The organism is Streptomyces sp. NPDC054975, from assembly GCF_053609105.1.
In genome coordinates this window covers 1-14626 of the sequence record NZ_JBSGWV010000039.1, presented here as the reverse complement: position 1 = coordinate 14626, position 14626 = coordinate 1, and the positions used below count along the sequence as shown (strand labels likewise).

The 14626-nt window shown below is 72.9% G+C and carries 14 protein-coding genes; 6 read left to right on the top strand and 8 right to left on the bottom strand.

The annotated features are described in order from the left end of the window. Positions 1-95: 95 nt before the first annotated feature. From ACWF79_RS26600 to ACWF79_RS26590, 3 genes are all read right to left on the bottom strand, one after another. A complete protein-coding gene (locus ACWF79_RS26600; protein ID WP_362009694.1) occupies positions 96-311 on the bottom strand; it encodes a hypothetical protein in 216 nt (71 codons plus the stop codon). Positions 312-373: 62 nt separating this feature from the next. Beyond that, positions 374-1249, bottom strand: coding sequence for an undecaprenyl-diphosphate phosphatase (locus ACWF79_RS26595; RefSeq protein WP_453730672.1), 876 nt, complete (start codon positions 1247-1249; stop codon positions 374-376). Between the two features lie 191 nt (positions 1250-1440). After that, positions 1441-1914, bottom strand: coding sequence for a winged helix-turn-helix transcriptional regulator (locus ACWF79_RS26590; RefSeq protein ID WP_453730671.1), 474 nt, complete (start codon positions 1912-1914; stop codon positions 1441-1443). Positions 1915-2032: 118 nt separating this feature from the next. Here ACWF79_RS26590 and ACWF79_RS26585 point away from each other — a divergent pair, with 118 nt between their 5' ends. Beyond that, the gene (locus tag ACWF79_RS26585) at positions 2033-3202 is read left to right on the top strand and encodes a thiolase family protein (protein WP_453730670.1); all 1170 of its coding nucleotides are present in this window, start codon (positions 2033-2035) and stop codon (positions 3200-3202) included. A gap of 170 nt (positions 3203-3372) precedes the next feature. Here ACWF79_RS26585 and ACWF79_RS26580 read toward each other — a convergent pair whose 3' ends face one another. Next, positions 3373-4155: a TVP38/TMEM64 family protein gene (locus ACWF79_RS26580; RefSeq protein WP_453730669.1), complete on the bottom strand. Its 783-nt coding sequence runs from the start codon at positions 4153-4155 to the stop codon at positions 3373-3375. A 175-nt stretch (positions 4156-4330) separates the two neighbouring features. Here ACWF79_RS26580 and ACWF79_RS26575 point away from each other — a divergent pair, with 175 nt between their 5' ends. The 3 genes from ACWF79_RS26575 (at position 4331) to ACWF79_RS26565 (ending at position 7527) form a co-directional block, all read left to right on the top strand. After that, on the top strand, positions 4331-5038 hold the full coding sequence (locus tag ACWF79_RS26575) for a DNA alkylation repair protein (RefSeq protein WP_453730668.1): 708 nt from the start codon (positions 4331-4333) through the stop codon (positions 5036-5038). Between the two features lie 279 nt (positions 5039-5317). Next, positions 5318-6487: an elongation factor Tu gene (gene tuf, locus ACWF79_RS26570; protein WP_453730667.1), complete on the top strand. Its 1170-nt coding sequence runs from the start codon at positions 5318-5320 to the stop codon at positions 6485-6487. Positions 6488-6735: 248 nt separating this feature from the next. After that, positions 6736-7527: a spermidine synthase gene (locus tag ACWF79_RS26565; protein WP_453730725.1), complete on the top strand. Its 792-nt coding sequence runs from the start codon at positions 6736-6738 to the stop codon at positions 7525-7527. A gap of 120 nt (positions 7528-7647) precedes the next feature. On the opposite strand, the gene ACWF79_RS26560 is transcribed toward ACWF79_RS26565, so the two are convergent. Then, entirely contained in the window at positions 7648-8736 is a 1089-nt protein-coding gene (locus ACWF79_RS26560) for a hypothetical protein (RefSeq protein WP_453730666.1), read from the bottom strand. Positions 8737-8841: 105 nt separating this feature from the next. On the opposite strand from ACWF79_RS26560, the gene ACWF79_RS26555 reads away from it, so the two are divergent. Further along, positions 8842-9303, top strand: a complete 462-nt coding sequence (locus tag ACWF79_RS26555; protein ID WP_362417516.1) for a DUF4442 domain-containing protein — start codon at positions 8842-8844, stop codon at positions 9301-9303. A 130-nt stretch (positions 9304-9433) separates the two neighbouring features. Here the strand turns inward: ACWF79_RS26555 and ACWF79_RS26550 are convergent, their stop codons facing one another. The 3 genes from ACWF79_RS26550 to ACWF79_RS26540 form a co-directional block, all read right to left on the bottom strand. Beyond that, the gene (locus ACWF79_RS26550) at positions 9434-10693 is read right to left on the bottom strand and encodes a vWA domain-containing protein (RefSeq protein ID WP_453730665.1); all 1260 of its coding nucleotides are present in this window, start codon (positions 10691-10693) and stop codon (positions 9434-9436) included. Positions 10694-10815: 122 nt separating this feature from the next. Beyond that, complete coding sequence (locus ACWF79_RS26545; protein ID WP_453730724.1) at positions 10816-12108, bottom strand: AAA family ATPase; 1293 nt, start codon at positions 12106-12108, stop codon at positions 10816-10818. An 85-nt stretch (positions 12109-12193) separates the two neighbouring features. Then, positions 12194-13657, bottom strand: coding sequence for a hypothetical protein (locus tag ACWF79_RS26540; protein ID WP_453730664.1), 1464 nt, complete (start codon positions 13655-13657; stop codon positions 12194-12196). Positions 13658-13854: 197 nt separating this feature from the next. Here ACWF79_RS26540 and ACWF79_RS26535 point away from each other — a divergent pair, with 197 nt between their 5' ends. Next, positions 13855-14535: a DedA family protein gene (locus ACWF79_RS26535; RefSeq protein ID WP_453730663.1), complete on the top strand. Its 681-nt coding sequence runs from the start codon at positions 13855-13857 to the stop codon at positions 14533-14535. Positions 14536-14626 lie beyond the last annotated feature (91 nt).

The window sequence follows — 14626 nt, the reverse complement described above, 5'->3', positions numbered from 1 at the left end:
GGGCAGCGGGAGGCACGGGCCAAGAGCCGTGCGGGGCGGGCATGGTCGGATCCCGGTCATACTTTTCCGCACGTGCGAGTGGTGGGTCGCCGGTTCTAGGCGGCCTCCCAGAGGTGGGGGCGGCCGCCGCGCCATTCGACCAGGTGGGGGTCGTCGAGGATCATGTCGGCGTCCTCGAGGCCCGCTCGGCGCAGGAACTCGACGAGGTCGGTGTCATTGTGCGCCAGGCCCACGATCTGTCCGCGGACCGTGACGCGCCGCCCGCCGTCGGGGGACGGGCGGTGCACGACGATGGGTGCTTGCCAGGCCATGGTTCCAGGGTGCGGCGCGCGCCCGAAGATCGCCCGGCGGCGGAGGGGGCCGAGGTCCGGGGTCAGCCCGCGGACTCGCCCGCGTGGGGGCTGAGGGTGTCCGTGCCGACCAGGATGAAGAGCAGGATGCCCAGCGCGATCCGGTAGATCACGAACGGCATGAAGCTCTTGGTGGTGATGAACTTCATGAACCAGGCGATGACGGCGTAGCCGACACCGAACGCGATGATCGTCGCGAAGACCGTCGGGCCCCAGGAGACATGGCCGCCCTCGGTCGCGTCCTTCAGTTCGAAGAGGCCCGAGGCCAGCACGGCGGGGATGGCGAGCAGGAACGAGTACCGGGCCGCCGCCTCACGGGTGTACCCCATCAGCAGACCGCCGGAGATGGTCGCGCCCGATCGGGAGACGCCCGGGATCAGGGCCATCGCCTGGCAGAGACCGTAGATCAGGCCGTCCCGCACGCCGAGGTCCTTGAGCGTCTTGCGCTCGCGGACGACACGGTGCCGGCCGCCGGCCTCGTCGCGGGCGGCGAGCCGGTCGGCGATGCCGAGGACGATGCCCATCACGATCAGCGTCGTGGCGATCAGCCGCAGGTCACGGAACGGGCCCTCGATGTGGTCCTTCAGCGTCACGCCGAGCACACCGATCGGGATCGAGCCGACGATCACCAGCCAGCCCATCTGGGCGTCGTGGTCGCTCCGCATCGACTTGTCGCGCAGCGAGCGGAACCACGCGGAGACGATCCGCGCGATGTCCTTGCGGAAGTAGATCAGGACGGCGGTCTCCGTACCGATCTGCGTGATGGCGGTGAAGGCCGCGCCCGGGTCCTCCCAGCCGGCGAAGGCGGCGGTGAGGCGAAGGTGCGCGCTGGAGGAGATGGGAAGGAACTCCGTCAGCCCCTGGACGAGTCCGAGGATGAATGATTCGAACCAACTCATGGGGCTAGGGCCGTCCCGAATGTGCTCGTGCCGTCAGAAAAGGCGGTCGCGTCTCGGATCGGAGATCAAACCGCCGGTCGCCCCGCAGCGTACCGTCCCGAGATGAAGGGGCCGATCCCAGGTCTCGGGTCTCCGGACGCCCTGGCCCGCATCGGCGACAGCGGCCCCGTCCGCGCCGGCGGCTCCGTCGTCTACAGCGGCCCTGTCGTCTCCGCCGGGCCCGTCGTCGTCCAGCCCGGCGACCGCGTGTGGTGGGTCAGGCTCCGGGCGTCGGCCTCCTCGCCGCAGCAGGCGCAGATCACGCGGGGGCTGAGCACCTCGCCGCACGTGTGTTCCAGGATCACCGGGCGGTCCTGGGCGTTCAGATGACGGTCGCCCCAGGCCATCAGCGTCAGCAGGACGGGCTGGAGCTCCTGCCCGGCGGCCGTGGCCCGGTACTCGTAGCGCGTCGGGCGCTCGCTGTACGGCACCTTCTCCAGGATTCCGGCCTCCACCAGGCGCTTCAGTCGCGCGGTCAGGATGTCGCGCGGTGCCCCGGTGTTTCGGGCGATCCGGTCGAAGCGGCGCACGCCGAGCGAGATCTCGCGCAGCACCAGCAGGGAGTACTTCTCTCCGACGAGAGCGAGGGTGTCGGCGATCGAGCAGGGGCGGGGAGCGGCCTTCATGCGCCCCAGCTTAAGGCAGGAAAGGCTGGTGGGTTTGAAAACCAAACCAGCTGGGCTATGTTACTGGCAGGTGTAGGTCCAGTTTTCCAACTGATCAGGTGATCGAGGAGCCGTCATCATGCGCGACGCCGTCATCGTCGAAGCGGTCCGCACGCCCATCGGCCGGGGGAAGGCCAACGGCGCCCTGTCCCAGGTCCATCCTGTCGCCCTGCTCTCCCACACCCTGCGCGCCCTCGTCGAGCGCAGCGGCATCGACCCGGCCCTCGTCGACGACGTCATCGGCGGAACCGTCGACCAGGTCGGCGAGCAGGCCATGAACACCACGCGGTACGCCTGGCTCGGCGCGGGCTTCCCCGAGTCGGTGCCCGCCACCACCGTCGACCGGCAGTGCGGCTCCTCGCAGCAGGCCGTGCACTTCGCGGCTCAGGGCGTGCTCTCGGGGGCGTACGACATCGCCGTCGCCTGCGGGGTCGAGTCGATGAGCCGGGTCCCGATGTGGTCGAACGTGCCGCCCGGCGCCGACCCCTTCGGTCCGGGCGTCGCCGAGCGGTACCCCGAGGGACTGGTCCCGCAGGGCATCAGCGCGGAGCTGATCGCCGCGAAGTGGTCCATCGGCCGCGAGGCCATGGACGAGTTCGCCGCCGCCTCGCACGCCAAGGCCGCGCGCGGCTGGGAGGCCGGGCTCTTCGACGCCGAGGTCGTCCCCTACGGAGACGTCCGCCGGGACGAGTCGGTACGGCCCACGACCACGACCGAGATCCTCGCCGGGCTGCGGCCCGCCTTCGAGGACCCCGGCTTCGCCGAGCGCTTCCCGCAGATCGACTGGTCGGTGACGGCCGGCAACAGCAGCCCGACCAACGACGGAGCCTCGGCCGTTCTCGTCATGGAGGCCGAGACGGCCTCGCGCCTCGGCCTGCGCCCGCTCGCCCGGCTGCACAGCTTCGCGGTGACCGGCTCCGACCCGCTGCTCATGCTGACCGGCGTGATCCCGGCGACGGAGAAGGTCCTGCGCCGGGCCGGGCTCGGCCTGGACGACATCGATCTCTTCGAGATCAACGAGGCCTTCGCCAGTGTCGTACTCGCCTGGCAGCAGGAGACCGGCGCGGACCCGGCCAAGGTGAACGTCCACGGCGGCGCGATCGCCCTGGGCCACCCGCTCGGCGCGAGCGGCACCCGCCTGACGACCACCCTGGTCCACGCCCTGCGCGCCCGGGGCGCGCGCTACGGCCTCCAGGCGATGTGCGAGGCGGGCGGCCTGGCGAACGCGATGATCGTGGAGGCGCTCTGAGCAGCGGGCGTCGAGGCTGTCCCTCGGGGAAGTGTGGGGCGCCGGGGGCTGGGCCTTGGTGAGGTGCGGGCGACGGCGCGCAGGGGGCGTCGAGGACTGCGCCTAGGTGAGGTGCGGGGCTCGGGGGCCGTCCGGCGGGTCGTGGATCCGGCCGTGATCCGCCGGACCCCCTACTCGGTGCCTCGGACTCCCGTGGTCTCCAGGGGGCGACCCGGTGTCGGGGCGGGGGCGGAGGCTCGTACCGCCGCCGCGCGGGTGCGGAGGCCGTGGCGCTTGCGCCAGGCCACGGTCGCCGCGGCGAGGCCGGAGACGACGATGAAGCCCATCGAGATCAGGAACGCGGGCGAGGTCGGCGAGCCGGCCTCGCTGCCCGCCACCACGTACGCCGCCGTGTTCGGGATCGACCCGAGCCCGGTCGCGCACAGGAACGGCGCGTACCCCATGCGGGAGACGGCGGCGCAGTAGTTGGCCGCCGCGAACGGCACCCCGGGGAAGAGCCGGATCGCCAGCATCGAGCGGAACCCGTGCCGGCTCAACTGCCCGTCCGCCGCCGTCAGCCAGCGCCCTCGCAGCAGCGGCCGCAGCGCGTCCTGCCCCAGCAGCCGCCCGAGCGTGAACGCGATGCCCGCGCCCAGGACCGTCCCGGCCAGCGCGGCCACCAGACCCGCCTGGGTACCGAAGAGCGCGCCCGCCGCCAGGTTCAGGATCGGCCGTGGCACGAAGGCCGCCGTGCACACTCCGTACGCCAGACCGAACAGCGCCACCGCGCCCGCGCCGCTCGACTGCGCGGGCCAGCCCTCGGCGAGGAGCCGCTGTGGCTCGTAGAGCAGCACGGCCGCCGCCGCGGCGAGCAGGAGCACGGCGAGCAGGGAGAGGCGCGACCAGGGCGACAGCAGAGCCCGGGAGCAGCGCGGAGCGAGGGAGCCCGGCGGCCGGGTGACGGGGTCGAGCATCCGGGGAGAGTAACCGACCTGCCCGTGTGATCGCCGTAATGTCCGTCATCCGCCGTACCGCCATCCGGTGAACGTCGAGCCGCGGTACGGCGAGCCGCCGTGCTCCGGGCCGCGGTACCGCGATCGGCCGTCCGGTGGGGTCCGCCGTACCGTGGTCCGCCGTACTGTGAGCCGTATGACGTCCGCGCCACCCGTCGTCCCCGCCAGCGCCCTCGCCGACACCCTGCTCGGGCGCCTCACCGAGATCTACCCGGCTGCCGGTGACCCGTTCCGGGCGCAGGAGATGGTCGCGTACATGAAGGGCGTCGCCCCCTTCCTCGGCATCCGCACCCCCGAGCGGCGCGCCCTGGCCCGTACCGTCATGGAGGGCACGCCGCGCCCCGACGAGGCCGACTGCACCGCCGTCGCGTTGCGCTGCTTCGCCCTTCCCGAGCGCGAGTACCACTACTTCGCCGTCGACTACCTGCGCCGCCACGTCCGGCGCTGCTCGTCCGGCTTCCTGCCCGTCGCCCGGTACCTCGTCACCACCGACTCCTGGTGGGACACCGTCGACCACCTCGCCGCCCATGTCGTCGGGGGACTCGTCGCCGCCGATCCGGCGCTCGCCGGGCGCATGGACGAGTGGATCGAGGACGAGGACCTGTGGCTCGCGCGCACCGCGCTGCTGCACCAACTCCGCTTCAAGGGCGCCACCGACACCGAGCGGCTGTTCGCCTACTGCCTGCGCCGCGCCGGCGACACCGACTTCTTCCTCCGCAAGGCGATCGGCTGGGCCCTGCGCGAGTACGCCAAGACGGACCCGGACGAGGTCCGCGCCTTCGTCGAGGAGAACCGGCGGCGCCTCGCCCCGCTCTCGGTCCGCGAGGCGCTCAAGCACCTCTAGCCGGTTCCTGAACTGCCCGTCGGCGGAAAATCGTTCGACGTCGGACGTCCGCCCCGCGATGATCAGGGGCATGTTCCGGTACGCCTTCCTCGCAGCACGGCCCGCAGTCGCGGCCGCGCCGAAGGCTGCCGTTGTCGATTCCACGTTCCTCGCAGCCGCATTCGACGGCGCCCGAAGCTGACCCTCCCCGGATCGTCCGGCGGACCCCGCAGGGGGAGGGTCGGTCCGGCCCCGGGGTCCCCTCACACGCTTCGAGCTCAAGGAACGAGCGAACCAACCATGTCCAAGACGGCATACGTGCGCACCAAGCCGCACCTCAACATCGGCACCATGGGCCACGTCGACCACGGCAAGACCACCCTCACCGCCGCCATCACCAAGGTCCTCAGCGAGCGCGGGACCGGCACCTTCGTGCCCTTCGACCGGATCGACCGCGCGCCAGAGGAGGCCCAGCGCGGCATCACCATCAACATCGCGCACGTCGAGTACGAGACCGACACCCGCCACTACGCCCATGTGGACATGCCCGGCCACGCCGACTACGTCAAGAACATGGTGACCGGCGCGGCCCAGCTCGACGGGGCGATCCTCGTCGTCTCCGCGCTCGACGGGATCATGCCGCAGACCGCCGAGCACGTGCTCCTCGCCCGCCAGGTCGGCGTCGACCACATCGTCGTCGCGCTCAACAAGGCGGACGCGGGGGACGAGGAGCTGACCGACCTGGTCGAGCTGGAGGTGCGGGAGCTGCTGACCGCGCACGGCTACGCGGGCGACTCCGTGCCCGTCGTGCGGGTGTCCGGCCTCAAGGCGCTCGAGGGCGACGCGCGGTGGTCCGGTGCGATCGAGGCGCTCCTCGACGCCGTGGACACGTACGTACCGATGCCGGTGCGCTATGTGGACGCGCCGTTCCTGATGTCCGTCGAGAACGTGCTCACCATCACCGGGCGCGGCACGGTCGTCACGGGTGCGATCGAGCGGGGCACGGTCCGGGTCGGCGACCGGGTCGAGGTCATGGGCGCGGACGTCGAGACCGTCGTGACCGGCGTCGAGACCTTCGGCAAGCCCATGGAGTCCGCCGAGGCGGGCGACAACGTGGCGCTGCTGTTGCGGGGCGTCGCACGGGACGCGGTCCGACGCGGGCACGTGGTGGCGGCGCCCGGCAGCGTCGTACCGCGGCGTCGGTTCACGGCGCAGGTGTACGTCCTGTCGGGCGCCGAGGGCGGTCGCACCACGCCCGTCTCCACCGGCTACCGGCCGCAGTTCTACATCCGGACCGCGGACGTCGTCGGCGACGTCGACCTCGGTGAGGCGGCGATCGCGCGCCCCGGCGACACGGTCACCATGACCGTCGAACTGGGCCGCGACGTACCGCTGGAGCCCGGCCTCGGCTTCGCGATCCGCGAGGGCGGCCGCACGGTCGGCGCCGGCACGGTCACGACCGTGGACTGATCCCGGACGGGCTCACGGCGAAGGCCCGCACCCCCTACCTCACGGGATGCGGGCCTCTCGCCGTCCGCCCCACTCGGCCCGGTCCCCGGCCGCCGCCCACGCGGAGGCGGTGGCAGGCGTGTGGGCACAATGAGGGCGTGACCGAGGACAACGACGACCACGACGGCACGGCCGACGACGACGGCGTGAACGAGCCCGACGAGCAGATCCCCGTCGTCCGTGACGTCGACGGGGGCACTGCCCGGCTCATGCCGGACATCGACCGGGAACGAGCCTGGCTGCTGACCGTCGACGACGCACCCCAGTCGTACGTCGACCTGGACGAGCCCACGTACCTCGAGTTCGAGTACGCGCGCCGGCTCGCCCACGTCCTCGACGGCGCGGCCGACGACGGCGCCCCTCTCTCCGTCCTTCACCTGGGCGGCGGGGCGCTCACCCTGCCCCGCTACGTCGCCGCCACCCGTCCCGGCTCCCGCCAGGACGTGGTGGAGGCCGACCGGGGGCTGCTCGACCTGGTCGCCGAGCACCTCCCGCTGCCCGAGGGCTGCGGCGTGGCCGTGCACGGGGCCGACGCCCGGGCGTGGCTGGAGAAGGCCCCCACGGCGTCGGTGGACGTGCTCGTCGCCGACGTCTTCGGCGGCTCGCGGGTCCCGGCGCACGTGACGTCCGTGGAGTACGCGCGCGAGGCACGGCGGGTGCTGCGGCCGGGCGGGATCTACGTCGCGAACCTGGCCGACGGGGCGCCGTTCGCCTTCCTCCGCTCCCAACTGGCCACCTTCGCCGCCGTCTTCCCCGAGCTCGCCCTCATCGCCGAACCGGCCGTGCTGCGCGGCCGCCGCTTCGGCAACGCCGTCCTCGTCGCCTCCGACGGGGACATCGACACGGCCCGCCTGGCCCGGCGCACGGCGGCGGACGCGTTCCCGGCGCGCGTGGAGTACGGCGAGGGCCTCGCGCGCTTCACCGGCGACGCCCGGCCGGTGGCCGACGCGGACGCGGTGCCCTCTCCCGTACCGCCGGGCGGGTCGTTCGGCGTCGGGTGACGGCGGCTGCGCTCGGCCGCCGGGCCGAAGGCGCGTGAAACGCCGCCGCGATCAGGGCACCAGGGGTGCCGGGTGGTTCACGATCGCGGCGGCGGTCAGCGGTTCCGCCTGGTCCGGCCGTCAGGAAGAGGCGGGGGCAAGCCGTACGGTCGCGAGGATCTTCTGGATCGTGGCGTCCGCGAGCTCGTCCTTGACCCCGTCGGCCCCGTAGATCACGAACGACGAGAAGTCACCCTTGGAGTTCTTGAAGGAGAACGCGAGGGACTTGCCGTCCGACTCGCACTTGTTCCGCTTCTTGATCCCCGGCGCGGTGGCCGTCGCGACGCTGCCCTTGAGACCGGACGTGGTGGTGTACGGCACGGCCTTGGTGATCTTGATGGTGCCCTTGGGCATGTGCTGCGCGTAGCCCGCCCACACCCAGTTGCCGGCCTCGTTGAACGCCGCCTCGTCGGTGTTCTTGGCGCCCTGGCCGCCCTTGGTGCCGGCGCTGCTGAGGCCCCAGCTCTCCTCGGAGCCGTCCTTGTTCGTGTCGAACGTGCACCACTTGCTCTTGTAGCGCACCGGAGCCGACATCGTGACGACCGGAGAGCCGTCGCCCTTCTTCTCGTCCTCGAAGAAGGTGACGGAGCCGGGCTTCAGGAGCTCCCAGTCGGGCGGTACGTCGAACAGCGTGCCGTACTTCGGGTTGTGGACGACCTTCCAGCCCGGGATGGTCGGCTGCAGGTCGGCGTCGTCGCGCGGGTTGTCGACGGGGGGCGACGAGGGCGGGGCCACGGGGGCCGAGGTGGACGCGGAGGCCTTGGGGTCGTCGCCGGCCCGCGTGTTCTTGTCGTCGTCCTTGCCGAGGACGAGGAAACCGGTGACGCCGGCCGCCACGACCACGGCGGTCGCGGCGACGATCGCGATCAGGGTCGTCTGCTTCTTCTTGCCGTCGCCGGGCCCGCCCTGGGGCGCGCCCGGCACCGCGTACTGCGGCACGGTCGCCTGCTGGTACGGGTTGGGCTGCGGGTAGCCAGGCTGCGCGGGCTGCTGCGGATAGCCCGGCTGCGTGGGCGGCTGCGTCGGCGGCTGCTGCGGGTACCCGGGCTGCTGCTGATAGCCGGGCTGTTGATAGGGGTTCGGCTGCTGGTACCCCGACTGCTGGTAGGGGTTCTGATTCTGGTCCTGCGGGTTCTGCTCGCCCCCAGGCGGCTGCTGTCCTGGCCACATGGCCAGTAACCATAGAGGTGTGGCGGGAACCCTGCTACGTCCGCCCCCGCGCGGCGGGTGGCGGTAGGGATGGCCATCCGTACTACCCGTGGGTAACATCGGCGCATGAGCGCAGACCAGATGTCCGTCGGCGAGATGCTCGCCGCGACGGTTCCCATGGCCAGGACCCTCAACCTCGAGTTCCTGGAGACCACTTCCGAGCGTGCCGTCGTCCGCCTCCCGGACCAGGCCGACTACCACAACCACGTCGGCGGCCCGCACGCCGGAGCCATGTTCACGCTGGCCGAGTCGGCGAGCGGCGCGATCGTCCTGGCTGCCTTCGGCGACCAGCTGAACCGCGCGGTGCCGCTCGCGGTCACGGCCGAGATCGGCTACAAGAAGCTGGCCATGGGCGTCGTCACCGCCACCGCGACCCTGGGCCGCCCGGCCGGCGAGGTCGTCGCCGCACTCGACGCGGGCGAGCGCCCGGAGTTCCCCGTGCACATCGCGATCACCCGCGAGGACGGCGCGGTGACGGGCGAGATGACCGTCGTCTGGACCCTGCGGCCCAACGGCCAGGGGAAGTAGGACGAGGCGGGCGGCGGCGAGACGCCGCCGCCCGCGCAGGACCCCCCTAGGGAGTGTCCGGAAAGTATGGTCGTCCGCCCGAAGGGCCTCGCAAGCCAGGCCGGACTTTCCGGACGCGACCCAGGGGCCTCTAGGGGGCGATGAGCACCACGCGTGCCCAGTCGGGCGGCGTGTCCGGGACGTAGTCGGTGCTGTTCTCGTCGTACGACGCGTTCCTCGGGCGCGGGAAGAGGCCCACCACCGTCCGGCACGGCGGCGGCGCGCTGGGCCAAGGAGTCTGGCCGTCGGTCAGGGCCACGATCACATCGGGGCACGGACGGCCGCCGAGGGCCTTGGCGAACCCCGCGCGCAGGTCCGTACCCCCGCCGCCGACCAGCGGGATTCCCTCCGCCCGGCACAGCGGGTGCGCGACCCGGGCCGCCGCGTCGCACGACACCACGGTGACGAGGTCACGACGGCCGCCGACGGTACGCGAGATCGCCGCGACCTCAAGGAGCGCGCTGCCCAGCTCGGCGTCGCTCACCGAGCCCGAGGTGTCGATGACCACGGTGACGCGCGGCGGCCTGCGCCGCAGGCTCGGCAGCACGACACCGGGCAGGCCGGTCGAGCGCCGGGACGGACGGCCGTAGCTGTAGTCGTCGCCGGCCCCCGGCCCGGAGGTCGCCGAGCGCAGCGCCGCGCCCAGCAACTCCCGCCACGGCTGCGGGGGATGGAACGCCTCCTCCGCCCACCGCCGCCACCCCTTCGGGGCGCTCCCCGGCCTCCCGGTGATGGCCTGCGCCACCCGGAACCGCACCGCGTCCCGCTCCTGTGCGCTGAGCCCGTGGGCGCCGTCGGGTCCGAGGTCCCACTCCCGTTCCAGGCCGTCCGCGCCGCTCCCGCAGTCCAGCCAGGCAAGGTGCTCCGTCCCCGGCCCGAGCCGGAACTGGCGGAGGTAGTCCTCCATCAGCTCCCCTGCGGGGAGCCTCAGATCACTCGGTACGACAGCGCCCTTCGGCCGCACCAGGCCGTCGCCGAAGATGTCGTCGTTGATCTCCAGGTCCGCGGCGATGTTCATCCGCAGCCGCTCCGCGGGGCCGGTGAGACCCCGTTCGCGAGCGACCCGGGCACCCCGCCCGTGGTGGTCGCGCAGCAGGTGCGACACCTCGTGCACCCAGACCCCGGCCAACTCCTCCACCGGGGTCCGGGCCACGAACCCGGGAGAGACGTAGCACCGCCAGTACCGGTCCACGCCCATCGTCGGCACCTGCCGCGACTCCACGGTGTGCAGGGCGAACAGGGCCGTCGCCAGATAGGGCCGGGCCCGGGCGGCCTGCAGCCGGGCGGTGAAGAGCTTGTCGAGGTCCAGCGCCCCCAGCGGCTCGTCGGCCGGTACCGCCGCCGGCGTCATCGGCTCCCGCGGCGGCTTCGTCGGTGCTGGTGTCTTCGTCTGCCCCGGCGTCTTCAGCGGCCCTGGTGTCTTCGTGAGCCCCGGCGTCATCGGCGGCCTTGGCATCTTCGTCTGCCCCGGCGTCATCGACGGACCTTCGTCGTCAGGGCAGCCTGGGCCGCCCGGGCCGCCGCGTCGTCGGCGCGGCGGGAGAGGGAGACGACGCCGGCGAGCTTCTCGATCGCCTCCGGGACCGCCCACTCCCCTTGCCGGAGAGAGGCGAGCGTCGTCGCCGGGACGACCACCAGGTCCGGGGCCCCGGTCTCCAGGGCCCGCACCAGAACCGCCCAGGCCGCGTCCCAGCGCGCCTCGTCCGGGCGCCCGCGCACCGCCGCCACCACGGCGTCCAGAACGGCCTGGCGCAGGTCCCCGCGCTCGGGCAGCTCGGCCGCCGCGGGGTCGGCGAGCAGCACCTCGGGGTCCGGGAGGTCCATCCGGTCCAGGCTCGCCATCAGCTCGAGGCCGGGCCCGTCGCCCACGGCGCCCCGGATCAGCTGCGCCAGTACGTCCCGCGAGGAGCCGGCGGCCGTCGCGAAGGCGATCAGGCGGAGCGCCATCTCCCAGCTCCGGGGCGACGGCCACGGGCCGCCTCGCCGCGTCTCGCTGTTGGGCAGCCGGTGCACGAGCTGGGGGCGGACGGCCAGGAACCCGCACACCGCGCGCCGAGCGAACTCCACGGCATCCGGAAGCTTCCCGGCGTCCAGCCGGGGCAGGGTCGCCCGGGGCCAGGTCCCGCCCAGGCCCCGGACGACCACCTCCCCGTCGTGGGCCCACTGCAGATGGACGAAACGGTTGGCCAGGGGCGGGCTCAGCTCCCAGCCGTCGGCGGCCGAGGACCTCGGGTTGGCGGCGGCCACGATCCGTACCCCGGACGGCAGTTGGAGGGCGCCGATCCGCCGTTCCAGTACGAGACGGAGCAGCGCGGCCTGTACGGAGGGCGGCGCCGTGGACAGCTCGTCCAGGAAGAGCAGTCCCCGGCCGGTCCGGACCAGCCGCACGGCCCAGTCCGGCGGGGCCATCGGGACACCCTGCTCGGCCGGGTCGTCGCCGACGACGGGCAGGCCGGAGAAGTCCGACGGCTCGTGCACGCTGGCGATCACCGTGGTCAGCGGGAGGTCCAGCTCCTCGGCCAGCCGGGTCAGGGCCGCCGTCTTGCCGATCCCCGGCTCGCCCCAGAGGATCACGGGCAGGTCGGCGGCCACCGCCAGTGTCAAGGCCTCCAGTTGGGTGTCGGTCCGGGGTTCGGTGGTGGTGTCGCCCAGCAGCTTCAGCAAGGCGCCGGCGACGTCGAGCGGGGAGTCGGGGACGGGGACGGGGACAGGGGTGGGGGAGAGGGGGAGGGAGGGTGTGGGGGCGTACGAGGGCAGGGTCGACATATCGGTCACAGGTGATCACCTTGGGGTTCGTGAGGAGAGTGGTCAGAAGGGGACGCGGGGGCGGAGCCCCGGGCCGTCGCGAGGCTCAGTGCGCGAGACGGGGGCGGGTGCGGAGGTCGCGGGGGCGGGGTGGGCCGGGAAGGACACGGGCGGGCGCGGGTGCGTCGAGCCCCGACCGGAACAGCCCGTAGGCGATCCGCCGCCGAGCCGCCGCCTCCAAGGCGTCCCGCAGCGGCCCCCCACGGAGCGTCGCCTCGGGGCCGAGAAGCCCCTCGACGACGGCCAGCGCACCGGCGACATCCCCGTGCTGCAGGCGTTCGCGGACGCCGGAGAGGCAGTCAGGGCGGCGGTGCGCCTCGTCGATCGCCCGCAGACAGGGAAGTGGCGGGCCACCCAGGGCGACGAGCAGCTCCTCCCGCCGGATCTCGTCCGGACCGTGGTCCAGCGGAGCCAGCACGCCGTCGACCAGAGCGATCCTGTGCCGGTCTCCCCGGCACTCCACGACGCGCGGACCCGAGCTTGCCTCTTCTTCGGCGAGGTCGGTGGGCGCGTGATCCGGTACGAGTGCGGAGGCGACCAAGGGATGGAGCCGGTCGGCCTCGATCGCACCGGCCCGGAGCAGCTCCCGATCGGGCAGTACCCAGGTCGCCGCGTCCGGCAGGACGGGCAGCGTGGACCGGCCGCTCTCCGGCACGGTCGAGGCGATCCGCCACGCGGCGCGCAGGGTGCCGGGGCTGCCGGGCGCGGCCAGGCGCAGCACGTCCGGGTCGAGGCCTACGTCCAGGTCGGCGTCCACGTCCACGTTCAGAATCAGCCGACGCCGCGACCTGAGGCGTACCGACACGGGAGCGCCGGACCGCCCCTCGGCTCGGAGCAGGAGCCTCGCCTCGGCCGCCCACCGGTCGACGGCGCAGCGGAACCCCTCCGGTACCGGCATCAGGGACCCGCCCACCGGTGGCCCGTCGACCCCTGAGCGGACCCGCAGCTCATCGGACCTGCGGGCGTCCCACAGGTGGCGGTGCAGATCGAGGCGGAACCGCCGACTGGGACGCGGGTGCGGGTGGCGGCCGACGGGGCCCGCCCCGAGGCGGCGTGGGGGCTCGTCACCGGCCCCGTCCCACAGGGCCAGGCTGATCCGTTGACCGCCGTCCGCCCACGCCGGTGGGGTCCGGGCCACGAGATGTACCGGCCCGGCCGCCCGCCCTGTGGGCTCCGGCCCGACGTAGCGAGCCAGCGGGATCGTCAGCCCCGGCCGCAGCAGCCCGTGCGGAGCGATCCTCGGCATGTGCCAGCGCAGCAGGTCGGGAGCCAGGTGGCGCAGATCGTGCCGAATCCCGTCGGCGAGTTCCCGGCCATGGGCCCGGGCCACGGACCGTAGGTCGAGATCGACGTCGACGCGGGCGGCGGCACAGGCACCGGCCCAGTCCCCGGCCAGGCGGCGGGCGGTCGCGGTCTTGATCATGGACGGCGGCACGGCGAACTCGCGGACGCGCAGCCAGAAGGAGAGGAAGGAAGCGTAGGAATCCTCGTACGCGGTGGGAGTGGTCATCAGCACTCACCTTGCGCGGACGGGACCCCCCAACACTGAACGGAGTGAGTCGTCATCGCGGCGGAGCGTAGCGCGCCCCCGCGGTGGCCGACCAGTCATTTACGGCCTCGGGAGGCGGCGGGCCGGTCGGCCGTGACCAGGTAGGCTGCCTCGGCGCGCGCGACGCGGCGCGCGCCTCGACACGGGAGGAATCCGCGTTGCACGTCCAGGAGTGGCTGGAGACGATCCCCGCGGTGGCGATCTACGCGCTGGTGGGAGTGGTGATCGGGCTCGAAAGCCTGGGGATCCCGTTGCCCGGCGAGATCGTCCTCGTCAGCTCGGCCCTGCTCGCCTCCCAGCACGGCGACATCGATCCGTACATCCTCGGTGCCTGCGCCACGGCCGGGGCCATCATCGGCGACTCGATCGGCTACGCGATCGGCCGCAGGGGCGGGCGTCCGTTGCTCGCCTGGCTGGGCAACAAGTTCCCCAAGCACTTCAGCGAGGGCAACATCGCCCTGGCGGAGCGTTCCTTCGAGAAGTGGGGCATGTGGGCCGTCTTCTTCGGCCGCTTCGTCGCCCTGCTGCGGATCTTCGCCGGACCGCTGGCGGGCGTGCTGCGCATGCCGTACTGGAAGTTCCTCATCGCCAACGTCTTCGGCGGCATCCTCTGGGCGGGCGGTACGACGGCCGTCATCTACTCGGTGGGTGTGGTCGCCGAGGCGTGGCTCAAGCGCTTCTCGTGGCTGGGTCTGGTCCTCGCGGTCCTCGTCGGCGTCACGTCGATGCTGATCCTGAAGAACCGTGCGAAGAAGGCCGCCGCGAAGGCGGAGTCCGAGGGCGGGGAGCCGGCGCTCGCGGAGTCGGCGCCGAAGCCGGTCCCGGCCGTCGTCGACTGAGCGCGGGCTGAGCGCCGACCGGGCGCCACCTGATCGCGGGCGCTCCGTAAGGCGCCAAAGATGGACGCGCGAGGGCGCGGCGGCCGTTCGG